This is a genomic window from Citrobacter sp. Cpo147 (genome assembly GCF_030332405.1).
GTDB classification, from domain to species: domain Bacteria; phylum Pseudomonadota; class Gammaproteobacteria; order Enterobacterales; family Enterobacteriaceae; genus Citrobacter; species Citrobacter portucalensis.
Window position 1 is genome coordinate 315,308 of record NZ_JAOWHX010000030.1, and the last position, 22,736, is coordinate 338,043.

The window sequence follows — 22,736 nt, forward strand, 5'->3', positions numbered from 1 at the left end:
ACACTGCCTATTTTTCAGATAATGGCCTATATCACTGGATTCAACCTTAAATAGCAGAACATATCGCCACATTGCGGTTTTGACGGTGATTAAACAGTGTAAAAATCTGCCATTTTAGAAATGAAGAAATTTAACGCTAGATAACATTTCACCGCCCCGACGATTTCACCAGTCATGATATATGTAACAGATTATTACAAACCACTTGTCTGAAGGGTCAAGATAGTGAACATTACTTGCCGTTTCCCCTCCCACTATAACAATCGGACGGATGAACTTGACTCATCACGTACCTGAACACCCCCGTTGATATGGGATGTAAAAAAAGAGGTAAAAGTGTCTACTGCAAACAATAAACCAACAGAAAGCGTAAGTTTAAACGCCTTCAAACAACCAAAAGCGTTCTATCTCATTTTCTCTATTGAGCTGTGGGAACGTTTTGGTTATTACGGCCTGCAAGGGATTATGGCCGTCTACCTGGTTAAACAGCTGGGTATGTCAGAAGCGGATTCCATCACCCTTTTCTCGTCCTTTAGCGCCCTGGTGTACGGTCTGGTTGCCATTGGCGGCTGGTTAGGTGATAAAGTTCTGGGAACAAAACGTGTCATTATGCTGGGTGCCGTTGTGCTGGCCATCGGTTATGCGTTGGTAGCATGGTCCGGTCACGATGCGGGTATCGTTTATATGGGCATGGCGGCCATCGCTGTCGGTAACGGCCTGTTTAAAGCAAACCCATCCTCCCTGCTCTCTACCTGCTATGCCAAAGATGACCCGCGTCTTGATGGTGCATTTACCATGTACTACATGTCCGTCAACATCGGTTCATTCTTCTCTATGCTGGCAACGCCATGGTTAGCTGCGCGTTACGGCTGGAGCACCGCGTTCGCTCTGAGCGTCGTGGGTATGCTGATTACCGTTGTTAACTTCGCATTCTGTCAGCGCTGGGTTAAACAGTACGGTTCTAAACCTGACTTTGAACCGATCAACTTCCGTAACCTGCTGCTGACCATTGCTGGCGTTGTGGTACTGATCGCGATTGCAACCTGGTTGCTGCACAACCAGCAGATCGCACGTATGGTTCTGGGCGTCATTGCGCTGGGTATCGTGTTCATCTTCGGTAAAGAAGCCTTCACCATGCAAGGTGCTGCGCGTCGCAAAATGATCGTCGCCTTCATTCTGATGCTGGAAGCGATTATCTTCTTCGTGCTGTACAGCCAGATGCCGACCTCACTGAACTTCTTTGCGATTCGTAACGTTGAGCACTCTATTCTTGGCATTGCTTTCGAACCTGAACAGTACCAGGCACTGAACCCGTTCTGGATCATCATTGGTAGCCCAATCCTCGCCGCTATCTATAACAAAATGGGCGATACCCTGCCGATGCCGACCAAGTTTGCGATTGGTATGGTGCTGTGTTCCGGTGCATTCCTGATCCTGCCGCTGGGCGCGAAATTCGCTACCGATGCGGGCATCGTTTCCGTTAACTGGCTGATCATCTGCTACGGTCTGCAAAGTATCGGTGAGCTAATGATCTCCGGTCTGGGTCTGGCAATGGTGGCACAACTGGTTCCGCAACGCCTGATGGGCTTCATCATGGGTAGCTGGTTCCTGACCACCGCCGGTGCAAACATCATCGGTGGCTACGTCGCTAACATGATGGCTGTACCAGAGAATGTGACTGACCCGCTGATGTCCCTTGAAGTCTACGGTCGTGTGTTCCTGCAGATTGGTGTCGCAACGGCTGTTATCGCTGTTCTGATGCTGCTGACGGCTCCGAAACTGAACCGTATGACTCAGGACGATGACGTCAATGAGAAAGCCTCTAAGGCCGCGACAGCGTAATTCTCAGGGAAACTCATTTTCAGGCCGCTAACTGTTGTTAGCGGCTTTTTTTTTGCCTGAGGTAGCACTACCATACGATATACCTCAGCCAAAAGGAGTTACCGATGAAACTGTTCTACAAACCGGGCGCATGTTCTCTCGCTTCCCACATCACACTTCGTGAGAGCGGTAAAGATTTCACGCTGGATGGTGTTGATCTGATGAAGAAACGTCTGGAAAATGGCGATGATTTTTTCGCGGTAAACCCAAAAGGGCAAGTTCCCGCACTGTTGCTGGATGACGGTACGCTACTTACCGAAGGTGTCGCCATCATGCAATACCTGGCGGACAGCGTGCCAGACCGCCAGCTCCTTGCCCCTACCAGCAGCCTCTCCCGTTACAAAACCATCGAATGGCTTAACTACATTGCGACAGAACTGCATAAAGGCTTTACGCCACTGTTCCGTCCCGATACGCCGGAAGACTTCAAGCCAACCGTTCGCGCGCTACTGGAGAAAAAAATGCAGTATGTGAACGACTCGCTGAAAGATAACCAATGGATCTGCGGCCCGCGCTTCAGCATCGCCGATGCATATCTGTTTACCGTACTGCGTTGGGCCTATGCGGTTAAGCTGAATATGGCAGGATTAAGTAATATTGACGCCTATATGGCGCGAATGGCTGAACGCCCGGCGGTTGCTGCTGCGCTTAAAGCAGAAGGCTTAAATTAATTGTTGTTGCCGGGTGGCACTTGCACATACCCGGCCTACAGCTAAAAATATGCCCGATAAGCGTGAGCGCCATCGGGCATCGATTACAGCTGAGTTGCGCTAAAGTAGTGTTCAGGCTTGGCGATACGGTCCTGCGCGGCCACGACCTGTAGCTCATACTCATGCATCTCTTTGGTAGTGATCATCACTTCGTACACCGCCGCAGTCACATGCTCAAGCGCCTGCTGTAAAGACGCGCCCTGCAGCAGTTTCACCAGTAACAAGCCACTCGTCACATCACCCACACCAACCGGTTGACGTGCGCCAAAATCGACTAACGGGCGACTGATATGCCACGCTTGTTCAGCGGTGACCAGCAGCATCTCGAAACGGTCGGTGCTGATACCTGCGCGTGCCAGATGCTTCACCAGTACAATTTCAGGTCCCTGAGCGATCAGTTCACGCGCAGCTGCAACGGCCTCACCGACATTGTTCACCGCATGCTCGCACAGAATTTCGAGCTCAACCAGATTTGGGGCAATAATGTCACTGGCCGGAAGCGCATGGCGTACATGAAATTCCGCCACTCCGGGTGCGACGATACACCCCTTTTCAGGGTGTCCCATCACAGGGTCGCAAAAGTATTTTGCCTGCGGGTTTGCCGCTTTTACTTTGCGAACAATACCCAGAATATGTTCGCCCTGTTCTGCTGAGCCAAGATAGCCGCTCAGTACTGCGTCGCAGGTCTGGAGTTTATCAATATCAGCAATGCCCTGAACAATTTCAGTCAGGTGGCTCGGCGGCATAACGCAACCGGTCCATTTGCCATACTGCGTATGGTTTGAAAACTGAACGGTATTCAGCGGCCAGACATTTGCGCCAAGACGACGCATCGGAAATTCTGCTGCACTATTGCCCGCATGACCAAAAACAACGTGGGACTGGATGGCGAGGATATTCTTCATTTTACTTACCACAACCCTGAAAAAATAAAGGGGCGTAGTTTCCCACGCCCCTACTAACTCAATCTTACTTCCAGCAAATCAGACAATAGTTCTTCTTGCCACGGCGCAGTAAGGTATAGCGCCCGAACAGGATATCACTCTCCTGGAAGAAATATTCCGGATCGGACTGCTTCTCACCGTTGATGGTCACCGCGTTTGACGCAATGGTCTTACGTGCCTGACCGCGAGAAGGCTGCAGCTCAGAGTCCACCAGCGCCTGCATCAAATCGGCACCTTTGTCCATCTCGATCATCGGCACGCCATCCTGCGCCAGCTGTTCGAAATCTGCTTCACTCAAATCGCTGAGATTGCCGTTGAACAAGCTTTCGGTAATGCGTTTTGCCGCGACCAGACCTTCTTCACCGTGAACCAGACGCGTAACCTGTTCGGCCAGAACATACTGGGCACGCGGCGCTTTACCGCTGTTTTTATCTTCTTCTTCCAGCGCATTGATCTCTTCAATGTCCATGAAAGTGAAGAATTTCAGGAAGCGATAAACGTCCGCATCGGCGGTGTTGATCCAGAACTGGTAGAATTTATATGGACTGGTTTTCTTCGGATCCAGCCACACTGCGCCGCCTTCCGTCTTACCGAATTTGGTGCCGTCAGCTTTAGTAATCAGCGGAACGGTCAGACCAAACACCTGATTCTGGTGCAGACGACGGGTCAAATCGATACCCGAAGTAATGTTACCCCACTGATCAGAACCACCAATCTGCAGTGCCACGCCGTGCAGTTTGTTCAGGCAGGCAAAGTCATAACCCTGCAGCAGGTTGTAAGAAAACTCGGTAAAGGAGATCCCCTGATCGTCACGGTTCAGACGCTGCTTAACCGCTTCTTTGTTGATCATCTGGTTAACGGAGAAGTGTTTGCCGATATCGCGCAGGAAAGTCAGTACGTTCATACCGCCAAACCAGTCGTAGTTGTTCGCAGCAATCGCCGAGTTGTCGCCACAGTCGAAATCGAGGAACGGTGCAACCTGTTTGCGGATTTTATCCACCCACTCCTGCACGGTGTCTTCGGTATTCAGTTTACGCTCGGCGGCTTTAAAGCTCGGGTCACCAATCAGACCGGTTGCGCCACCTACCAGTGCAACAGGCTTATGGCCTGCCTGCTGGAAGCGTTTCAGGCATAACAATGGAACCAGATGCCCCAAATGCAAGCTGTCAGCGGTAGGATCGAAGCCGCAATAGAGCGCGATCGGGCCTTGCGCCAGTCGCTCTGCTAACGCTTCCTCGTCCGTCACCTGGGCCACCAGCCCCCGCTCTTGCAATTGTTTAATCAAGTTACTGCTTGCCATCAAAATCTCCATGTATAAAACGACTGCACCTTTGCCGGTACACGACTTTTCGCCTGATGCGAAAGAAACATAGAATAAAGCGCCGGATTGATCAGCACCAGCGCTTAAAACAAGAAATTTGCATCTTTAGGGGGCCAGGCGATCAATTTTCCACGCGTTATCTTCGCGTTGGTATAAAAAACGATCGTGCAGACGGTTTTCACCGCCCTGCCAGAACTCCATTTGTTCAATACTCACGCGAAAGCCGCCCCAGAAACTGGGCAGAGGAACTTCCCCTTGCTGAAACTTCTGCTTCAGTTCGAGGAATTTGCTTTCGAGAATACCGCGCGCGGAGATCCGACTGGATTGTTTTGAGACCCAGGCGCCAATCTGACTGTCGCGTGGGCGACTGTGGAAGTATTTCACCACTTCGAGTGTGGAAAGACGCTCTGCCTTGCCGATCACCATCACCTGCCGTTCCAGCGTATGCCAGGGAAATAAAAGGCTGATGCGTGGATTTTTCTCGATCTGATGCGCCTTACGGCTGCCAAGGTTGGTATAGAACACCAGCCCTTTGTCATCATAATGTTTGAGTAACACGATACGCTGATAAGGCTGGCCATTTTCATCAACGGTCGCAACGACCATTGCTGTGGGATCGGCCAGTTTGGCATCACAGGCTTGCCCCAGCCAGCGCTCAAACAGCGCAAGGGGTTCGGCGGGAAGATCGCGGCGGCGAAGACCGCCTTTCGTGTATTCACGGCGCAGATGCGCGATTTGCTGCAATTCGTCGTTATCAGACATGATGTTTGGCTACGGATTGTCAGTGGGTGACGCTATTGTGCGCCGCCCAGGTGAAAATCTCAACGCTTCGGGTTCTGTAACTGACAGTTATTTAGCACAATTCTGTCTCGTTTATAGACCGTTGCCTCGTCGCCTTTAGACCAAAATACGTAGATACCATCGGTATAACGTGCACCTGATGCCGACACGCCCTGTTTGAGGTTCAATAGTTGATTATCATAAACAAAGCTTGCCGTCTGGCGGGTATTGTTCAGCTTCACGGTCAGCGGTTTTTCGTCGCAGCGGTATTCAAGCGTATCCGTTTGCATACGCTCGACAAATTGGTTGTACACACTACAACCGCTAAGTAGTACGGGCAGACACACTAACAACAGTTTTTTCATAGCCATATCCTGAAGACTTTCCTGGTCCTGGAGGGTAATGGCACCCTCCCTAATATCCTTAGTTTACCGGCATACCGCGCTGAATAATTTCAGTTAACTCTGAGTTCGCGGATTGGCAGGATAAATTGCCCCTAAAACACTCGGCTCTGACGCCCCAGTCACAGACGGTAAATTTCCCGGCAATCCGGCCAGTGTTCGCCACGCCAACCATGCAAAGGCTAACGCTTCCATATCATCACCGCTGATCCCGGCTTCATCGGTTGAGGTGACCTCTGTACCCGGTAATAATGCCGCCAGACGCATCATCAGCAGTGGATTACGACTGCCACCACCACATACCATGAGTCGATCACAGCCGCCGCTTAACAAGACCTGCTCTGAAATGGTTACTGCCGTCAGTTCGGCAAGCGTCGCCTGTACATCTCGTGGGCTAATTCCCGGAAACTGCGCCAGATGACGCTCTATCCAGCCGTAATTAAAATACTCACGGCCGGTGCTTTTCGGCGCAGGCGCGGAAAAATAAGGGTCGTTAAGCATATTCTGCAGCAACGGTAAGATCACCGTTCCTGAAATGGCCCACTGCGCATCTTTGTCGTAGGGCTGGCCACATTGCCGCCAGATCCAGGCATCCATCAGCATATTGCCCGGCCCGGTGTCGTATCCGCGAACGGGTTGTTGCGGAATAAGCAGAGACAGATTGGCAATCCCGCCGATATTTAACACCATTCGCCGTTCCGTTGGATGTGCCAGCAGTGCCTGATGAAACGCGGGAACGAGCGGTGCACCCTGCCCGCCAAGGGCGATATCACGTCGACGAAAATCGCCGACTACGGTTATCCCGGTACGCGCGACAATCTGGTTGTTATCACCAATTTGCAGCGTGTGCGGCGCAGCACCGTTCGGTTCATGCCACACGGTTTGCCCGTGACAACCAATCGCAACGATATCCTGCGGTTTCAATTTTTCTTGCACCAACAGCGCATTCACCGCCTCAGCAAATAGATAACCGAGCTGTGCATCTAACTGACCAAACTGAGAAAGTGTAAGCTGCTGCCCCTGGCAGATATCCAGAATCGCTTGTTTAACATGAATGGGGATGGGCCAGGTCAGACTCGCCTGCTGCGCAACCATCGTTTCATCTATTGTCGCCAGCACAACATCGACGCCATCAAGGCTGGTTCCAGACATTACACCGATAAAACGGCCCGATTTCATAGGTCATCCTTTTAAGCAAATTAGCCTTGACACTCAACCATAAAGTGTCGACTAATGCCATGCTTCCTTAATGATTTTTGGTGGCTAATCATTACAATGATCGTTTAATTACATCAATTACATGAATGATTCGTTTATACTCGGTTGATCCAATTTCGGTTAAGATTTTCATATTGTTCCAGTAGAACATGTGACCTTAGGCTCACAAATGCCATATAATTTAACCATGAAGGGTGTTTTATTAGCGTTTCGTGGTGACAAAGGAGATTTGTAAATGATTAAACGTGTGCTGATTGTTTCATTAATGGGCGTATCTTTAGCGGGTTGCGTTAACAATGATAGCCTTTCAGGCGACGTATATACCGCATCCGAAGCGAAACAAGTTCAGAACGTTACCTACGGTACGATTGTTCATGTTCGTCCGGTGCAAATCCAGGGTGGCGATGACGCAAACGTGATTGGTGCTATTGGTGGTGCGGTACTCGGCGGGTTCCTTGGTAACACCGTCGGCGGCGGTACGGGTCGTTCATTAGCGACGGCTGCAGGTGCAGTTGCCGGTGGCGTAGCGGGTCAAGGCGTACAAGGTGCGATGAATAAAACCCAGGGTGTGGAACTGGAAATCCGTAAGGATGATGGTAATACCATCATGGTGGTTCAGAAACAGGGTGCGACCAAGTTTTCAGCCGGCCAGCGCGTTGTTATGGCTAACAACGGCAGCCAGGTTACCGTGTCTCCACGCTAATCGAATTCACGTGTGGTCAGGCTCTGGCCACACGTAACTTATCGTTTCAATCCTGTGACTGCAGTTCAATAATATTGTGTTCGAGTTTGGCAACCAGCTTAATCAGCAGATCAATTTCCTCAGCTGAAATCCCTTCCAGAATTTCTCCACGTGTTTTGTTGATCACCGCTTCCATATCAGCGATCAGCGGCTCAGCCTTCTCTGTCAGTTTAATTCTCTTAGCTCGACGATCGCTGGCGCAAGTCTGTCGTGAAATGAGTCCCTTTTCTTCCAACTGGTCAAGCGTACGTACCAGCGAAGGCTGCTCGATGCCAATCGCTTTAGCCAGCTGAATCTGCGATTGATCCGGCGGCAACTGATGAATGTTGTGCAGCGTAACCCAATGCGTCTGCGTCAACTCCAGAGGTTTCAGGCGATGGTCAATCAGAGCACGCCAAATGCGCACCAACCGTGCCAGATCAGAACCTAATGGCGATTCCAATTTCATCTCCTTATAATTAGCTTGCTAAGTTATTGTGCTGATTTTAGAATAGTGTGCAGCATTTGTATTCCCAAAACAAATGTATTGCCAAATTTGCTTACCGGCTGACATTTTTTCAGACATTATGCGTTACAGAGACTCATTGTCTCTTTTTTGCTAAACCTATAGCAATGCTCTCTTCCGTCAAGGATTTTGCCCGTGAAGTTTATATTTAATGCAACAGGATTGCCCCTACAGGATTTAATGATCGGCGCATCTGTCTACTTCCCTCCTGTTTCCAAGTCGATTGTAGCAGGATTTATTCTCTGGCTGGTTGTTCATCGCCTGCTGCGCGACTGGATTTACTCCGGCGAAATCTGGCATCCCCTGCTAATGGATCTGTCACTCTTTACGCTTTGCGTATGTCTGGCCTTTGTTATGCTGATAGCGTGGTGATTATGTCGCTTAAAACCGTTAAATACTTCTCCACTATTATAGTCGCTGCAATCGCAGTTTTCGCCGGATGGTGGATGTGGAATTACTATATGCAATCGCCCTGGACACGTGATGGCAAAGTACGTGCTGAGCAGGTCAGCATCACGCCGCAAGTGTCAGGCAGCATTAGCGAACTCTATATAAAAGATAACCAGTTTGTGAATAAAGGCGATGTCCTTTTTATTATCGACAAGACGCCATTTCACATTGCTGAACTGAATGCGCAAGCGCAACTGGCAAAAGCGCAGTCTGACCTGGCGAAAGCCAATAACGAAGCCAACCGCCGCCGTCATTTATCGCAAAATTACATCTCAGCCGAGGATCTGGATACCGCAAATCTCAACGTAAAAGCCATGCAGGCAAGCGTTGAAGCGGCTGAGGCCAGTTTGCGCCAGGCCCAGTGGCAACTGACGCAAACGGTGGTCAAAGCCCCCGTAGCGGGTTGGGTCACAAACCTGTCTACCCGTACCGGTGATTACGCCTCAACCGGTAAGCCCCTGTTTGCCCTTGTCGACAGTCACTCTTTTTATGTGATGGGATATTTTGAAGAAACTAAGTTACGCCACATTCGCGAGGGTGCGCCCGCCCTTATCACGCTCTACAGCGGCGATATAAAGTTACAGGGTCACGTTTCCAGTATTGGCCGTGCCATCTACGATCAAAGTGTGGAAAGTGATTCCGGCCTGATTCCCGACATCAAACCCAACGTGCCGTGGGTGCGTCTGGCGCAGCGTGTCCCGGTACGCATCGAATTCGACGCCCTGCCGCGGGAGGTCACGCTGGTGTCAGGTACAACCTGCAGCGTATCCATCGGCCAGCGTAAATGAAACTGCCCCGCCTGACACCAGGCAATTTGCCGTGGTTTAAAGCCACGGCGGCACAGTGGCGTTATGCGCTGCGTAACACCATTGCGATGTGCCTCGCGTTAACTTTTGCTTATTATCTGAATCTGGATGAGCCCTACTGGGCAATGACCTCGGCGGCGGTGGTTAGTTTTCCCACCGTTGGCGGGGTTATCAGCAAAAGTCTGGGTCGCGTGGCGGGTAGCCTACTGGGAGCCACCGCCGCATTGATTATTGCCGGTCATACTCTCAATGAGCCGTGGCTGTTTTTGCTGAGCATGTCGGTGTGGATCGGATTTTGTACCTGGGCCTGTGCGCACTTCACCAATAACGTTGCCTACGCCTTTCAACTGGCGGGTTATACGGCGGCGATCATTGCGTTTCCCATGGTCAATACCGTGGACATTACGCAGTTATGGGATATCGCGCAGGCACGTGTGTGTGAAGTCATCGTCGGTATCCTGTGTGGCGGCGTGATGATGATGATCCTGCCCAGCACCTCCGATGGCACCACGTTACTGACTGCATTGAAAAACATGCATTCACGTTTACTGGAACATGCCAGCCTACTCTGGCAACCAGAAACCACGGATGCCATTCGCACAGCCCATGAAGGTGTTATCGGGCAGATTCTGACCATGAACCTGCTGCGTATTCAGGCTTTCTGGAGTCATTATCGTTTTCGTCGCCAGAATGCTTTGCTCAATTCGCTGTTGCACCAGCAGTTACGCATGACCAGCGTGATTTCCAGTCTACGCAGGATGCTGCTGAACTGGCCTAATCCCCCGTCCAATACCCGGGAAATCATCGAACAGTTGCTCAGCGAACTAATCAAATCCAATGCGAATAGCTACACTGTCGCACGTATTATTGCCCCACTGCAGCCCGTCGATGCCCGCGACTATCGACACGTCGCCTTCTGGCAACGACTGCGTTATTTTTGTCGGCTCTACCTGCGCAGCAGCCATTATCTGCATTTACTGGAAAATGGTGTTACCGCCGAGCGTATTAATATCGCCCGCACGCCGGGGCTTGCCCGTCATACCGATAATGCGGAAGCTATCTGGAGCGGGTTGCGTACGTTCTGCACTTTGATGCTTATCGGCGCATGGAGCATTGGCGCACAATGGGAATCAGGCTCTGGCGCACTCACGCTCGCTGCGATCAGCAGTGTGCTGTATTCCGCCGTTGCCACACCGTTCAAGTCGCTTTCTTTGCTGATGCGTACGCTGGTTCTACTGTCGCTATTTAGCTTTGTGGTTAAGTTTGGCCTGATGGTGCAAATTTCCGACCTCTGGCAGTTTATTCTCTTTCTTTTCCCGCTACTCGCCACCATGCAACTGTTGAAGCTACAAATGCCTGCCCTGGCAGGTCTTTGGGGGCAGTTGATTGTATTTATGGGTTCGTTTATCGCGGTAACCAATCCGCCGGTATATGATTTTGCTGATTTCCTGAATGACAATATGGCGAAAATCACCGGCGTGGCGCTATCATGGCTGGCCTTCGCCATTCTGCGCCCCGGATCGGATGCACGAAAAAGTCGCCGCCATATTCGCGCCCTGCGCCGGGATTTTGTCGATCAGCTCAGCCGACATCCATCACTCAGTGAAAACGAATTTGAATCGCTGACCTATCATCACGTCAGCCAGCTCAGCAACAGTCAGGATGCGCTGGCGCGACGCTGGTTATTACGTTGGGGGGTCGTTTTACTGAACTGCTCGCACGTGGTGTGGCAACTGCGTACCTGGGAGGCGCGTTCCGATCCGCTGGCTCGCGTCAGGGACGTGTGTATCTCGCTGCTGCGCGATGTAATGAGCGAGCGTGGCGTCCAGCAACGACCACTGAATGCCACACTGAATGAGCTACAGCGCATCTGCGATACGCTTGCCCACCATCATCAACCCGCTGCGCAGGAACTGTCGGCACTGGTCTGGCGGCTACACTGCTCGCTTTCACAACTCGAACAGGCGCCGCCGCCGGGCACTCTCAGTCGTTGATTATTTGATAACACCACAGGCATAGCGTGCTCCGCCACCGCCAAGCGGTTTCGGTTGATCGGACATATTATCGCCGCCCACATGGATCATCAGCGCTTTACCTTTAACCTCATCGAGCGTTTTAAGCCGCGGCGCAACGACCGGCGTTGTAGAGTTACCGTCGTTATTCACCACCAATAGCGGCAGGTCGCCCATATGACCTGCGCCTTCCGGGCCTTCATGTTTGCCGGTTTGGTGCGGATCATAATGGCCGCCAGCCGATTCTGCGGCTGAGGCTTTCCCATCTTTAATTGCCGGTTGGCAGCTGCCGTTCATATGCACATGGAAACCATGTTCACCTGGCGGCAACGCCTTCAGATCGGGCGTAAACTCCAGCCCCTTTGCGGTTTCAGCAATAGTGACCGTACCAATCGCCTGGCCGACGCCTTGCGATGTGACCAGATTCATCGTCACTTTTTCTTCACTGGCAGCCTGCGCACCTGCACAGGCGAGTAGAGTGATAATGGCCAAACTCAAACGCTTCATAAGACCTCCGTCCAAAAGGTGTCTGATTGTTAAGTGTAAACCAGTGACACAAATTTGAACGGAGATGCGCCAAAAACGCGATTAGGGTACGTCGTAACCCAGCGCCGCTTTACGAATGCGGAACCATTGCTGGCGAGACATGTTCAGCGATTCAGACTCAATGGCAGCACGTACACGCTCTATTTTTCCTGAGCCAATAATCGGCAGCGGCTGAGACGGCAGACGTAAAATCCAGGCGTATACCACCTGTTCAATAGACTGCGCATTCAACTCTTCTGCGATCACGGCAAGCTCATTACGTAAAGGCTGGAAAGCATCATCATTAAACAGGCGACCACCGCCGAGACAGGACCAGGCCATCGGGTGAATACGTAACTGTTGCAGTTGATCTAAAGTACCATCCAACAGGAGCGGCTGATGTACTGGTGAAATTTCTACCTGGTTGGTCGCCAGAGTAAACGGCAGACGCGATTGCAGCAGCGAAAACTGTGAAGGGGTAAAGTTGGAGACGCCAAAGTGACGCACTTTGCCACTATGGTGCAATTTTTTAAAAGCGTCGGCGACATCGTCAGCATCCATAAGCGGATCGGGACGGTGGATCAGCAGCAGATCAATATGATCGGTCGCCAACAGCTTCAGCGACTCTTCTGCACTGGCAATAATATGTGCACTGTCGGTGATGTAGTGGCCCAGCGCATTTTCCGCGCGCGCCGTCGTCGCGATCCCGCATTTGGTCACAATCTGCATTTTTTCACGCAAATGCGGAGCCAGCTTCATTGCCTCACCAAACGCCGCTTCACACTGGTATCCACCGTAAATATCGGCGTGATCGACGGTGGTCACGCCAAGATCCAGATGCTCTTCAATAAAGCTGACTAGCTGGCGCGCGGACATATTCCAGTCCATCAGGCGCCAGTACCCCATCACAAAGCGAGAAAATTCCGGGCCTTGCGGCGCAATAGTAATACGCTGAACCATAGCAGCTTCCTTTTAAGTGAATGTGCCTCGAGTATACGCAATTACGCTTTTAAAAGAGTGAAGGTTGTTGCGGTTCTTCCGAAGGGTTGGCTTTGTTTGCTCGTAATTTACGCATCAGGCGCTGACGACAAAGCCGCAGCACTTCCTGCTTTTGGGTATCGCTCATCTTTTGCCAGTTAAAACGCTCATCCCGACTGCGAAAACAGCCACGGCAAAAGCCGCGTTCGTCAGACTGACATATTCCACGGCATGGGCTCTGGACGGGGAAAAACTCCAGCTGTTCGGCCACATCCCCTCCTTTAATAAGATTGATATACCTATTGAAGACGTTAACTGAATTTCTCGCAAGCGCTATTGCATTAGACCGACTGGTCTATTACACTCGTTTTCATGAACAAAATCACTGAACACGATACACGCGAACATCTGTTGGCGACTGGCGAACTGCTGTGTATGCAGCGCGGCTTCACCGGCATGGGTTTAAGCGAACTACTGAAAACCGCTGAAGTACCCAAAGGTTCGTTTTATCATTACTTTCGCTCTAAAGAAGCGTTCGGTGTCGCGATGCTGGAACGCCACTATGCGGCCTATCATCGGCGACTGGCTACGCACTTTGATACGGGAGCGGGAAACTACCGCGACCGCATTCTGGCCTACTATCAGGAAACCCTGAACCAGTTTAGCCAGCACGGCATTATTAGCGGCTGTTTAACAGTAAAACTGTCTGCCGAAGTGTGCGATCTGTCAGAAGATATGCGCACTGCGATGGATAAAGGCGCGCGGCATATTATTGTGCTGTTAGCGCAGGCGCTGGAGAAAGGTCAGGCCAGCCATTGTCTGTCTTTTGTTGGCGAGCCGTTACAGCAGGCGCAGGTACTGTATGCGCTGTGGCTTGGCGCCAACCTGCAGGCCAAGATTTCTCGTAGCGCCACTCCGCTGGAAAATGCGCTGGCGCACGTTAAAAACATCATCACAACGCCTGCCGTTTAACAGGCGTTTTTATTTTCTTTATTACTAGACGACCGGTCTATTCAGGAGTGCCACATGTCATCTGAAAAACTGTTTTCCCCACTGAAAGTGGGTGCCATTACGGCAGCAAACCGCGTATTTATGGCGCCACTGACGCGTCTGCGCAGTATTGAGCCTGGCGACATCCCTACTCCGCTGATGGCCGAGTATTACCGTCAACGCGCCAGCGCGGGTCTTATCATCAGCGAAGCGACGCAGATTTCCGCACAGGCGAAAGGCTATGCCGGAGCACCCGGCTTACACAGCGAAGCGCAAATTGCCGCATGGAAGAAAATTACTGCTGCCGTACACGCTGAGCAAGGTCATATTGCTGTCCAGTTGTGGCACACCGGACGCATCTCTCACGCCAGTCTGCAGCCAAACGGCCAAGCTCCAGTTGCACCTTCCGCGATTAGCGCTGGAACCCGCACCTCGCTGCGTGATGAAAACGGCCTGGCAACGCGTGCCGATACCTCAATGCCACGTGCGCTGGAAACAGAAGAGATTCCGGGTATCGTTAATGACTTCCGTCAGGCGATAGCCAATGCGCGCGTGGCAGGTTTCGATATGGTTGAACTGCACTCTGCCCACGGCTACCTGCTGCACCAGTTCCTGTCGCCAACGTCTAACCAGCGTACCGATCAATACGGTGGCAGCGTCGAAAATCGTGCGCGTCTGGTGCTGGAAGTGGTTGACGCCGGTATTAAAGAATGGGGTGCCGATCGCATTGGTATTCGCGTCTCCCCGATTGGCACTTTCCAGAACGTTGACAACGGTCCGAACGAAGAAGCCGATGCGCTGTATCTGATTGAACAATTGGGCAAGCGCGGAATCGCTTACCTGCACATGTCTGAGCCGGACTGGGCCGGTGGCGAGCCGTATTCCGATGCGTTCCGCGAAAAAGTTCGCGCACGCTTCCACGGTCCTATCATTGGTGCTGGTGCTTACACCCCAGAAAAAGCAGAAGCGCTGATCGAGAAAGGTCTGATCGACGCCGTTGCTTTTGGTCGCGCCTATATTGCTAACCCGGATCTGGTGGCGCGTCTGCAACGCAAAGCAGAACTGAATCCGCAACGTGCCGAGAGCTTCTACGGCGGCGGCGCGGAAGGTTACACCGACTATCCTACCCTCTAACGTCACAATCTCCGTTCTGCCATTGATAGCGGCGTAACAACGCCGCTATACTAAAACAACATTTTGAATGTATTAGCCATTTTTGAAGGGGAAAAAGATGCGTTTACTCCATACCATGCTGCGCGTGGGTGACCTGCAGCGTTCCATCAAGTTTTATACCAACGTGCTGGGCATGAAGCTGCTGCGTACCAGCGAAAACCCTGAATACAAGTACTCTCTGGCTTTTGTCGGCTACGGTCCTGAAACCAGTGAAGCAGTAATCGAACTGACCTATAACTGGGGTGTCGACAAGTATGATCTGGGTACTGCCTATGGCCATATAGCCCTGAGCGTAGACAACGCGGCTGAAGCCTGTGAACGTATTCGCCAGAATGGCGGTAACGTAACGCGTGAAGCAGGTCCAGTAAAAGGCGGCACCACAGTGATTGCGTTCGTTGAAGATCCGGACGGCTACAAAATTGAGCTGATCGAAGAGAAAGACGCCGGGCGCGGCCTGGGCGATTAATCTCCCCCTCGGGCGCAGATCGTCTGTGCCCATAGTTTTATACTCATCATTTTGCCATAATACGCGCTGCAATTTTCCCGTATTAAGAGACCCAGATGTCCGATAACGCTCAACTTTCCGGTCTGTGTGACCGTTTTCGTGGTTTTTATCCTGTCGTCATTGATGTCGAAACCGCAGGGTTCAATGCCAAAACCGATGCGCTGCTTGAGATTGCCGCCATCACACTGAAAATGGATGAACAAGGCTGGCTGATGCCGGACACGACGTTACATTTCCACGTAGAGCCGTTTGAAGGTGCCAATTTGCAACCGGAAGCGCTCGCTTTTAACGGTATTGACCCTAACAATCCGCTACGCGGTGCGGTCAGCGAATATGATGCTCTGCATGCCATCTTCAAAATGGTGCGTAAAGGCATTAAAGACAGCGGCTGCAATCGGGCGATCATGGTGGCGCATAACGCTACGTTCGACCACAGTTTCATGATGGCTGCAGCAGAACGCGCCTCACTCAAACGTAATCCATTCCACCCATTTGTAACCTTTGATACGGCGGCATTAAGCGGCCTGTCTCTGGGGCAGACTGTGTTATCAAAAGCGTGCCTGGCGGCGGGAATGGAGTTTGACGGGAATCAGGCGCACTCGGCGCTGTATGACACTGAACGTACGGCCGTGCTGTTTTGCGAAATCGTTAACCGCTGGAAACGTCTCGGCGGTTGGCCTCTTCCCGTGCCTGAAGAAGCGTAACGGCGATATAAAAAAAGCGACCATTTCAGGTCGCTTTTTTACTTCTGCTGGTATTACTCAGCGTCCGGCTCTTCGGTTTTGTATTTCGCTGCTGTTTCTTTAATCAGCTGCTGCAACTCACCGCGCTGGTACATTTCGATCAAAATGTCACAACCGCCAACCAGCTCACCATCAACCCACAGTTGCGGGAAGGTCGGCCAGTTTGCGTATTTCGGCAGTTCGGCGCGAATATCCGGGTTCTGCAGAATATCAACGTAAGCAAAGCGTTCACCACAGGCTGACAGCGCCTGCACAGCCTGTGCGGAGAAACCGCAGCTTGGCAGTTTAGGGGAACCTTTCATGTACAGGAGAATCGGGTTTTCAGCGATCTGGCGCTGGATTTTTTCGATAGTGGTGCTCATTATCTTGCTTCCTTAAACTTCTTTTACGGCAGTAGTCTGACATTGTAACGGGTCAGACAGGCAACGGAAAATAACATTTTCATTACGCGTTATTATTTTATCCCCTGACGCTAAAAGTTGCATTCACAATCTCACTTATCCCCTTCAAACATGTGGATTTGATTATCCGTTCACCAACTCAAACGTTAATTGCTGTTTTTTTTTGCGGTCGGTTACGAAACATAGTTTTAAACAAAAAAAGCTATTAACTTTCCCTCTTTCTATAGATTAGAATCATCAAGTTTTGAAAATCACACGCAGGCACGATAGACCTGCCTTACCAGAGGACTGCTCAGTGGCGCGGATAAACCGAATCTCGATCACGCTCTGTGCTTTGCTTTTTACTACACTGCCCTTTACGCCTATGGCTCATGCTTCCAAGCAGGCCAGGACGACACCTTCCAATTCTCACACCATCAAAACGGTAGATAAAAAGAAAAGCGCAACAACCAGCCAAAAAACAACAAAGACCAGTAAGAAAACGGCGACAAAGACCACCAGCAAAACCAGCACCAAAACCGCTTCCTCTTCTAAAAAACGCACTGCCACTCCGGCAAAGTCGACTAAAACTGCAAATCGCCGTGGTAAAACTGCCGCAGCACAAACCGCAGCCGTTACCTGGACGGAAAAATGCACACCGCGCAAAGGTCATAAACCACGCTGCGTGAAGGTGAAAACCACTGCACCGACTACGCTTGCTGACGCACATAAAGTGAAAGTGCAGAAAGCGACTAAAACAGCTATGTCCACCTTGATGAACCAAATCGGTAAACCTTATCGTTGGGGCGGCTCCTCGCCAAGAACCGGGTTTGACTGCAGCGGTCTGGTTTATTACGCCTATAAAGATCTGGTGAAGTTCCGCATTCCGCGTACCGCGAATGAAATGTACCATCTGCGTGATGCCGCACCAATTGAACGTGGCGAACTGAAAAATGGCGATCTGGTATTCTTTCGTACCCAGGGTCGCGGCACAGCCGATCACGTCGGCGTCTACGTCGGCAACGGTAAGTTTATTCAGTCACCGCGCAGCGGGCAGGAAATTCAAATCACCTCTCTGAGCGAAGATTACTGGCAGCGCCACTATGTGGGCGCTCGTCGGGTAATGACGCCAAAAACAATTCGCTAAAAACTTACCCTACAGAACATACTGTAGGGTAAGTTCTTCTTTTGCATAACCTTTCAATTTGCTACCCTATCCTTACTCACAATGAGGCTATTGTGTGTACTCAATATAAATAATAAGGAGAGAAGCAATGTCGTTTGAATTACCTGCATTACCGTATGCCAAAGATGCTCTGGCACCGCACATTTCTGCCGAAACGCTGGAATATCACTATGGCAAACACCATCAAACTTACGTGACCAATCTGAACAATCTGATTAAAGGCACGGCGTTTGAAGGCAAATCACTGGAAGAGATCGTTCGTAGCTCTGAAGGCGGTGTATTCAATAACGCAGCACAAGTATGGAACCACACGTTCTACTGGAACTGCCTGGCACCAAACGCAGGTGGTGAACCGACCGGAAAACTGGCCGATGCAATCGCCGCTTCCTTTGGCAGCTTTGCAGATTTCAAAGCGCAATTCACCGATGCCGCTATCAAAAACTTCGGTTCTGGCTGGACCTGGCTGGTTAAAGGAACGGATGGCAAACTGGCTATCGTCTCCACCTCCAACGCAGGTACTCCGCTGACCACCGACGCGACGCCGCTGATGACCGTTGACGTATGGGAACACGCCTACTACATCGATTATCGCAATGCTCGTCCTGGCTACCTGGAACATTTCTGGGCACTGGTGAACTGGGAATTTGTTGCGAAGAACTTCGCAGCATAAAAAAGATAACGCAGAAGGACTTCCTTCTGCGTTTTTGCATTAATTCGCGGTAGTGAAAGCCTCTTCAGGCTGTCTTCTTGCGGAAATGAATACCAGCAGCAGCGCAAGACCCGCCACAATCGCCCCCATTACCGGCACAAAACTGTAGCCCAGGCCGCCAGATATTACCGCCCCGCCGGCCGCAGCCCCCAGTGCGTTCCCCAGATTAAACGCGCCAATATTGACTGACGATGATAATCCAGGTGCTTCGCTGGCAACGCGCATCACACGCATCTGCAACGGTGGAACGACCGCAAACGTCGCCGCGCCCCAGACCACCATACTGACCGCCGCTCCCAACTCATTACGCGCAAGGAAAGGAATGGCCAGCATAATAACCATCAGCAGCAGTAAAAAGCCTTTTAGCGTACCGTTGACTGAACGGTCAGCCAGTTTGCCGCCAAAATAGTTACCGATCGAGAAGCCAACACCTATCAACACCAGCATCCCGGTAACAAACTCCGGTGTAGCATGAGTGATAGTATGCAGAACCGGCGAGATGTAGGTATACAGCGTGAACATCGCCCCAGCACCCAGTACGGTAGTCAGTAACGCCGACAGCACCTGCGGGCGCATAAGTACCGCCAGTTCGCTACGGACATCCGGGCGCTCTCCTGCTCCACCCTTGGGTAATGAGAAGAACAGGCTGACCATCGCAATGACGCCCAGCCCTGCAGTGGCCATAAACGACATGCGCCAGCCGATGGTTTCACCAAGCCAGGTCGCCGCCGGAACGCCGCCAATATTGGCGATAGTTAACCCCATAAACATCGTTGCCACAGCGCTGGCCTGCTTATGTTTGGGTACCACACTGGCTGCAACCACAGAACCGAGACCAAAAAAGGCTCCATGGTTAAGACTGGTCAAAATACGCGATAGCATCAGCGTGGTGTAATCCGGCGAGATAGCCGAAAGCACATTACCCAGCGTGAAAATCGCCATCAGGAATATCAAAGCATTACGTCGCGCACGATGAGACAGCAGCAATGTCATCAGCGGTGCACCTACCATCACACCTACTGCATAAGCGCTGATCAGCATGCCAGCCGCCGGAATCGAGACGTCCACACCTTTGGCAATGACGGGCAATAACCCCATTGGCGAAAACTCGGTGGTGCCAATACCAAACGCCCCGATTGCCAGCGACAGTAGAGGGTAATTGATTTTCATATTTCGACTCCGTATCGTCGAGCCGTGGCACGACATAAAATAAGAGTCAAAAGCATGACATTGATCGCAAAATTAATAAAGTTAACAAAACTGCAAAAGACTTTTGCTTATTCGCAAACAATAGAGGGGAAAAACGAGTCGAAGGGATGAGGGAGAGCTAACTCCCTCGGGGAAATCAATGCAGCGCTGCGGTCAGACCACCCGCGACGATCAAACCCAGAACAATAATGGTAGTCACTAACGAAAATTTCAGATCGGTGCTCATCAAGTTTTCTCCTTTTTATTCCCACACAAAAAGTGATATTGCGCATTTTTACACACTTGAAAGCAAAAATCTCTCACGATTTATATTGATAACTGCTTTTAACTCTTCCCCTTTTCGTTAAGATCAGACAAAATTCCACGCTTACTTGATTAGCGTACCGGCCATTGACCCCTTCCTGACGTTCCGTGTCGTTTTCCCGGCGTGCCGCAACCCTTACGTTGCGATAAGGGTGTGTAAAGGCAAACGTTTACCTGGAGTATTCTCAGGAGCTTAGGATATGGTCTGGAGTGAGATGTAATGGCAACAATTAAAGATGTAGCGAAGCGAGCAAACGTTTCCACTACAACCGTATCACACGTAATTAACAAGACGCGCTTTGTCGCGGAAGAAACACGTAATGCTGTCTGGGCAGCAATCAAAGAACTGCACTATTCTCCGAGCGCAGTTGCCCGCAGCCTGAAGGTAAATCACACCAAGTCTATCGGCTTGCTGGCGACCAGCAGCGAAGCGGCCTATTTCGCCGAAATTATCGAAGCCGTTGAGAAAAACTGTTTCCAGAAAGGCTATACCCTGATCCTGGGTAACGCATGGAACAGTCTCGAAAAGCAGCAGGCTTATCTGTCGATGATGGCGCAAAAGCGCGTTGATGGTCTGCTGGTGATGTGTTCTGAGTATCCGGAGTCTCTGCTTTCGATGCTCGAAGAGTATCGCCATATCCCGATGGTCGTCATGGACTGGGGCGAAGCAAAAGCCGACTTTACCGATACGGTCATTGATAACGCCTTCGAAGGCGGTTACATGGCGGGCCGGTATCTGGTAGAACGCGGTCATCGTGAGATTGGCGTGATCCCTGGCCCAATGGAACGTAACACCGGGGCCGGGCGTCTGGCTGGCTTTATGAAAGCGATGGAAGAAGCGCTGATTAAAGTGCCTGAAAACTGGATTGTCCAGGGCGATTTTGAGCCTGAATCCGGCTATCGCGCCATGCAGCAAATTCTGTCGCAGTCTCATCGTCCGACTGCGGTCTTCTGCGGTGGCGATATTATGGCAATGGGTGCGCTGTGCGCCGCTGACGAAATGGGACTGCGCGTACCGCAGGATGTCTCACTCATCGGCTACGACAACGTGCGCAACGCCCGCTTCTTCACGCCGGCCTTGACGACCATTCACCAGCCGAAGGATTCACTGGGTGAAACGGCCTTCAACATGCTGTTAGACCGTATCGTGAATAAACGTGAAGAGTCACAGTCTATCGAGGTGCATCCGCGCCTGGTTGAGCGTCGCTCCGTTGCCGACGGTCCGTTCCGCGATTACCGCCGTTAAGCCTGTTGTGCGGGAGTCTCATCTGGCTCCCGCAGCCATTCCTTGTTCAACGTTTCACTATCCCCTAAATAGTCCAGCAGCCAACTCAATGCCGGTGACGTATCGTTCTGCTGCCATGTCAGGCAGCATGCGGCATCAGGAAAAGGGTTCTCCAGTTGCAGCGCAACCCATTTGCCGCTATCGATCCACGGTTTGGCAAAATGCGTCGGTACCATGCCCACGCACAATCCCGCGGACAAACAGGTCGCTGAGGATTCCCAGTCCGGCACGACTACGCGCTTTTGGTTGTCCAGCAGCCAGGTAATACGCTTCGGCAATGTTCGAGAGGTATCTTCGCGCACCAGTGACGGCCAGTTGCGCAACGTGTCATCACTTAGCGGTCCAGGCATTGACGCCAGTGGATGATGGCTGGCTACCACGCAGCTCCAGCTCAGCATTCCCATATCGCGGAAGGTATAGCGCCCCCCGACCGGAATGGCCTGTGTGGCACCGATGGCCAGTTCCACGCGTCCATCAGACAGTGCGTCCCACACGCCGTTAAACACTTCCTGAAAAACTAACAATTCCACATCATCAAAGTGACGGTAGAAATCCACTATCATCTGTCGGGTACGATCCGGGCGGACAATGTTATCGACGGCGATCGCCAGCTGTCCGCGCCAGCCGTTAGCAATTTGCTGACATTGCTGGCGCGTGATCTGCATTTTTTTGATAACAGAGCGGCCTTCTTTTAAAAACCACGCCCCGGCAGGCGTTAATTCAACATCCCGATGGCGTCGCTCAAAAAGTGGCACCGCCAGCCACTCTTCCAGCTGGCGCACGGTGTAGCTTACCGCCGAAGGTACACGGTGCAGCTCCTGCGCGGCCGAACTAAAGCTACCGTTACGCGCAACCGCATCAACCACTTCAAGTGAATATTCCGACCACATATTCTGCCTGCAAAAAATTTGAAATCAGTAAGCAAATATTAGCGTTTCACAGCGAGAATTACACTCACTACACTCAGCGGCATTGTTCTA

25 protein-coding genes and 1 pseudogene are annotated in these 22,736 nt (G+C 51.4%); 13 read left to right on the forward strand and 13 right to left on the reverse strand.

What is annotated here, in order from left to right:
• The first annotated feature begins 336 nt into the window (after nucleotides 1–336).
• On the forward strand, nucleotides 337–1,842 hold the full coding sequence (gene dtpA, locus OGY06_RS04105; RefSeq protein ID WP_003832789.1) for a dipeptide/tripeptide permease DtpA: 1,506 nt from the start codon (nucleotides 337–339) through the stop codon (nucleotides 1,840–1,842).
• 104 nt (nucleotides 1,843–1,946) lie between these two features.
• Complete coding sequence (gene gstA, locus OGY06_RS04110) at nucleotides 1,947–2,552, forward strand: glutathione transferase GstA (protein ID WP_003832787.1); 606 nt, start codon at nucleotides 1,947–1,949, stop codon at nucleotides 2,550–2,552.
• A gap of 83 nt (nucleotides 2,553–2,635) precedes the next feature.
• Here gstA and pdxY read toward each other — a convergent pair whose 3' ends face one another.
• The 5 genes from pdxY to anmK all read right to left on the reverse strand — a co-directional run bounded on the left by pdxY (nucleotide 2,636) and on the right by anmK (nucleotide 7,216).
• Nucleotides 2,636–3,496 (reverse strand): pyridoxal kinase PdxY, encoded by an 861-nt coding sequence (pdxY, locus tag OGY06_RS04115; RefSeq protein ID WP_003832785.1) that lies wholly within the window; start codon nucleotides 3,494–3,496, stop codon nucleotides 2,636–2,638.
• Nucleotides 3,497–3,560: 64 nt separating this feature from the next.
• A complete protein-coding gene (gene tyrS / locus OGY06_RS04120) occupies nucleotides 3,561–4,835 on the reverse strand; it encodes a tyrosine--tRNA ligase (protein WP_003029168.1) in 1,275 nt (424 codons plus the stop codon).
• A gap of 126 nt (nucleotides 4,836–4,961) precedes the next feature.
• Entirely contained in the window at nucleotides 4,962–5,618 is a 657-nt protein-coding gene (pdxH, locus tag OGY06_RS04125; RefSeq protein WP_003029169.1) for a pyridoxamine 5'-phosphate oxidase, read from the reverse strand.
• A gap of 59 nt (nucleotides 5,619–5,677) precedes the next feature.
• Nucleotides 5,678–6,007: a C-type lysozyme inhibitor gene (mliC, locus tag OGY06_RS04130; protein WP_003029170.1), complete on the reverse strand. Its 330-nt coding sequence runs from the start codon at nucleotides 6,005–6,007 to the stop codon at nucleotides 5,678–5,680.
• A gap of 87 nt (nucleotides 6,008–6,094) precedes the next feature.
• Nucleotides 6,095–7,216, reverse strand: coding sequence for an anhydro-N-acetylmuramic acid kinase (anmK, locus tag OGY06_RS04135; RefSeq protein WP_003832781.1), 1,122 nt, complete (start codon nucleotides 7,214–7,216; stop codon nucleotides 6,095–6,097).
• Between the two features lie 274 nt (nucleotides 7,217–7,490).
• Between anmK and slyB the strand changes: the two genes are divergently transcribed.
• Entirely contained in the window at nucleotides 7,491–7,958 is a 468-nt protein-coding gene (gene slyB, locus OGY06_RS04140) for an outer membrane lipoprotein SlyB (protein WP_003029175.1), read from the forward strand.
• A gap of 46 nt (nucleotides 7,959–8,004) precedes the next feature.
• On the opposite strand, the gene slyA is transcribed toward slyB, so the two are convergent.
• Nucleotides 8,005–8,445, reverse strand: a complete 441-nt coding sequence (slyA, locus tag OGY06_RS04145; RefSeq protein ID WP_122973940.1) for a transcriptional regulator SlyA — start codon at nucleotides 8,443–8,445, stop codon at nucleotides 8,005–8,007.
• Between the two features lie 192 nt (nucleotides 8,446–8,637).
• Here slyA and OGY06_RS04150 point away from each other — a divergent pair, with 192 nt between their 5' ends.
• The 3 genes and pseudogenes from OGY06_RS04150 to OGY06_RS04160 all read left to right on the forward strand — a co-directional run bounded on the left by OGY06_RS04150 (nucleotide 8,638) and on the right by OGY06_RS04160 (nucleotide 11,777).
• Nucleotides 8,638–8,874 carry a DUF1656 domain-containing protein gene (locus tag OGY06_RS04150; protein ID WP_286604784.1) on the forward strand — a complete coding sequence of 79 codons (237 nt, stop codon included), beginning with the start codon at nucleotides 8,638–8,640 and terminating at the stop codon, nucleotides 8,872–8,874.
• A gap of 2 nt (nucleotides 8,875–8,876) precedes the next feature.
• Complete coding sequence (locus OGY06_RS04155) at nucleotides 8,877–9,740, forward strand: efflux RND transporter periplasmic adaptor subunit (protein WP_032934449.1); 864 nt, start codon at nucleotides 8,877–8,879, stop codon at nucleotides 9,738–9,740.
• Nucleotides 9,737–11,777, forward strand: a pseudogene (locus OGY06_RS04160) (FUSC family protein). The gene OGY06_RS04155 and the pseudogene OGY06_RS04160 overlap by 4 nt, the downstream one beginning before the upstream one ends.
• On the opposite strand, the gene sodC reads toward OGY06_RS04160, so the two are convergent.
• The 3 genes from sodC to OGY06_RS04175 all read right to left on the reverse strand — a co-directional run bounded on the left by sodC (nucleotide 11,753) and on the right by OGY06_RS04175 (nucleotide 13,544).
• Entirely contained in the window at nucleotides 11,753–12,277 is a 525-nt protein-coding gene (gene sodC, locus OGY06_RS04165) for a superoxide dismutase [Cu-Zn] SodC (RefSeq protein WP_063941546.1), read from the reverse strand. The pseudogene OGY06_RS04160 and the gene sodC sit on opposite strands and share 25 nt — an antisense overlap.
• An 81-nt stretch (nucleotides 12,278–12,358) precedes the next feature.
• Nucleotides 12,359–13,255, reverse strand: coding sequence for an aldo/keto reductase (locus OGY06_RS04170; RefSeq protein WP_148362018.1), 897 nt, complete (start codon nucleotides 13,253–13,255; stop codon nucleotides 12,359–12,361).
• A gap of 49 nt (nucleotides 13,256–13,304) precedes the next feature.
• Entirely contained in the window at nucleotides 13,305–13,544 is a 240-nt protein-coding gene (locus OGY06_RS04175) for a DUF1289 domain-containing protein (protein ID WP_003832768.1), read from the reverse strand.
• 101 nt (nucleotides 13,545–13,645) lie between these two features.
• Between OGY06_RS04175 and OGY06_RS04180 the strand changes: the two genes are divergently transcribed.
• The 4 genes from OGY06_RS04180 to rnt all read left to right on the forward strand — a co-directional run bounded on the left by OGY06_RS04180 (nucleotide 13,646) and on the right by rnt (nucleotide 16,645).
• Nucleotides 13,646–14,245, forward strand: a complete 600-nt coding sequence (locus tag OGY06_RS04180) for a TetR/AcrR family transcriptional regulator (RefSeq protein ID WP_003832766.1) — start codon at nucleotides 13,646–13,648, stop codon at nucleotides 14,243–14,245.
• Between the two features lie 54 nt (nucleotides 14,246–14,299).
• The gene (locus OGY06_RS04185) at nucleotides 14,300–15,397 is read left to right on the forward strand and encodes an alkene reductase (protein ID WP_063941544.1); all 1,098 of its coding nucleotides are present in this window, start codon (nucleotides 14,300–14,302) and stop codon (nucleotides 15,395–15,397) included.
• Between the two features lie 97 nt (nucleotides 15,398–15,494).
• Complete coding sequence (gloA, locus tag OGY06_RS04190) at nucleotides 15,495–15,902, forward strand: lactoylglutathione lyase (RefSeq protein ID WP_126318222.1); 408 nt, start codon at nucleotides 15,495–15,497, stop codon at nucleotides 15,900–15,902.
• Nucleotides 15,903–15,997: 95 nt separating this feature from the next.
• Nucleotides 15,998–16,645, forward strand: a complete 648-nt coding sequence (gene rnt, locus OGY06_RS04195; RefSeq protein WP_003029200.1) for a ribonuclease T — start codon at nucleotides 15,998–16,000, stop codon at nucleotides 16,643–16,645.
• A 53-nt stretch (nucleotides 16,646–16,698) separates the two neighbouring features.
• Here rnt and grxD read toward each other — a convergent pair whose 3' ends face one another.
• A complete protein-coding gene (gene grxD / locus OGY06_RS04200) occupies nucleotides 16,699–17,046 on the reverse strand; it encodes a monothiol glutaredoxin 4 (RefSeq protein ID WP_003832760.1) in 348 nt (115 codons plus the stop codon).
• 334 nt (nucleotides 17,047–17,380) lie between these two features.
• On the opposite strand from grxD, the gene OGY06_RS04205 reads away from it, so the two are divergent.
• Together OGY06_RS04205 and sodB are read left to right on the forward strand one after the other, a co-directional pair.
• A complete protein-coding gene (locus OGY06_RS04205; protein WP_286604790.1) occupies nucleotides 17,381–18,211 on the forward strand; it encodes a C40 family peptidase in 831 nt (276 codons plus the stop codon).
• A 127-nt stretch (nucleotides 18,212–18,338) separates the two neighbouring features.
• The gene (sodB, locus tag OGY06_RS04210; RefSeq protein ID WP_003029205.1) at nucleotides 18,339–18,920 is read left to right on the forward strand and encodes a superoxide dismutase [Fe]; all 582 of its coding nucleotides are present in this window, start codon (nucleotides 18,339–18,341) and stop codon (nucleotides 18,918–18,920) included.
• 39 nt (nucleotides 18,921–18,959) lie between these two features.
• Here the strand turns inward: sodB and OGY06_RS04215 are convergent, their stop codons facing one another.
• Together OGY06_RS04215 and cydH are read right to left on the reverse strand one after the other, a co-directional pair.
• Nucleotides 18,960–20,129: an MFS transporter gene (locus tag OGY06_RS04215; protein ID WP_286604792.1), complete on the reverse strand. Its 1,170-nt coding sequence runs from the start codon at nucleotides 20,127–20,129 to the stop codon at nucleotides 18,960–18,962.
• A gap of 175 nt (nucleotides 20,130–20,304) precedes the next feature.
• On the reverse strand, nucleotides 20,305–20,394 hold the full coding sequence (cydH, locus tag OGY06_RS04220) for a cytochrome bd-I accessory subunit CydH (RefSeq protein ID WP_003029209.1): 90 nt from the start codon (nucleotides 20,392–20,394) through the stop codon (nucleotides 20,305–20,307).
• A gap of 297 nt (nucleotides 20,395–20,691) precedes the next feature.
• Here cydH and purR point away from each other — a divergent pair, with 297 nt between their 5' ends.
• Complete coding sequence (gene purR / locus OGY06_RS04225) at nucleotides 20,692–21,717, forward strand: HTH-type transcriptional repressor PurR (protein ID WP_003832757.1); 1,026 nt, start codon at nucleotides 20,692–20,694, stop codon at nucleotides 21,715–21,717.
• On the opposite strand, the gene punR is transcribed toward purR, so the two are convergent.
• Nucleotides 21,714–22,646, reverse strand: coding sequence for a DNA-binding transcriptional activator PunR (gene punR, locus OGY06_RS04230; RefSeq protein WP_003029215.1), 933 nt, complete (start codon nucleotides 22,644–22,646; stop codon nucleotides 21,714–21,716). The two genes, purR and punR, sit on opposite strands and share 4 nt — an antisense overlap.
• Between the last annotated feature and the right edge of the window lie 90 nt (nucleotides 22,647–22,736).

Coding starts and splice junctions, on each gene's coding strand:
- gstA (WP_003832787.1), top strand. CDS start 1,947: ATGAAACTGTTCTACAAACCGGGCGCATGTTCTCTCGCTTCCCACATC.
- pdxY (WP_003832785.1), bottom strand. CDS start 3,496: ATGAAGAATATCCTCGCCATCCAGTCCCACGTTGTTTTTGGTCATGCG.
- tyrS (WP_003029168.1), bottom strand. CDS start 4,835: ATGGCAAGCAGTAACTTGATTAAACAATTGCAAGAGCGGGGGCTGGTG.
- pdxH (WP_003029169.1), bottom strand. CDS start 5,618: ATGTCTGATAACGACGAATTGCAGCAAATCGCGCATCTGCGCCGTGAA.
- mliC (WP_003029170.1), bottom strand. CDS start 6,007: ATGGCTATGAAAAAACTGTTGTTAGTGTGTCTGCCCGTACTACTTAGC.
- anmK (WP_003832781.1), bottom strand. CDS start 7,216: ATGAAATCGGGCCGTTTTATCGGTGTAATGTCTGGAACCAGCCTTGAT.
- slyB (WP_003029175.1), top strand. CDS start 7,491: ATGATTAAACGTGTGCTGATTGTTTCATTAATGGGCGTATCTTTAGCG.
- slyA (WP_122973940.1), bottom strand. CDS start 8,445: ATGAAATTGGAATCGCCATTAGGTTCTGATCTGGCACGGTTGGTGCGC.
- OGY06_RS04155 (WP_032934449.1), top strand. CDS start 8,877: ATGTCGCTTAAAACCGTTAAATACTTCTCCACTATTATAGTCGCTGCA.
- sodC (WP_063941546.1), bottom strand. CDS start 12,277: ATGAAGCGTTTGAGTTTGGCCATTATCACTCTACTCGCCTGTGCAGGT.
- OGY06_RS04170 (WP_148362018.1), bottom strand. CDS start 13,255: ATGGTTCAGCGTATTACTATTGCGCCGCAAGGCCCGGAATTTTCTCGC.
- OGY06_RS04180 (WP_003832766.1), top strand. CDS start 13,646: ATGAACAAAATCACTGAACACGATACACGCGAACATCTGTTGGCGACT.
- OGY06_RS04185 (WP_063941544.1), top strand. CDS start 14,300: ATGTCATCTGAAAAACTGTTTTCCCCACTGAAAGTGGGTGCCATTACG.
- gloA (WP_126318222.1), top strand. CDS start 15,495: ATGCGTTTACTCCATACCATGCTGCGCGTGGGTGACCTGCAGCGTTCC.
- rnt (WP_003029200.1), top strand. CDS start 15,998: ATGTCCGATAACGCTCAACTTTCCGGTCTGTGTGACCGTTTTCGTGGT.
- grxD (WP_003832760.1), bottom strand. CDS start 17,046: ATGAGCACCACTATCGAAAAAATCCAGCGCCAGATCGCTGAAAACCCG.
- sodB (WP_003029205.1), top strand. CDS start 18,339: ATGTCGTTTGAATTACCTGCATTACCGTATGCCAAAGATGCTCTGGCA.
- OGY06_RS04215 (WP_286604792.1), bottom strand. CDS start 20,129: ATGAAAATCAATTACCCTCTACTGTCGCTGGCAATCGGGGCGTTTGGT.
- cydH (WP_003029209.1), bottom strand. CDS start 20,394: ATGAGCACCGATCTGAAATTTTCGTTAGTGACTACCATTATTGTTCTG.
- purR (WP_003832757.1), top strand. CDS start 20,692: ATGGCAACAATTAAAGATGTAGCGAAGCGAGCAAACGTTTCCACTACA.
- punR (WP_003029215.1), bottom strand. CDS start 22,646: ATGTGGTCGGAATATTCACTTGAAGTGGTTGATGCGGTTGCGCGTAAC.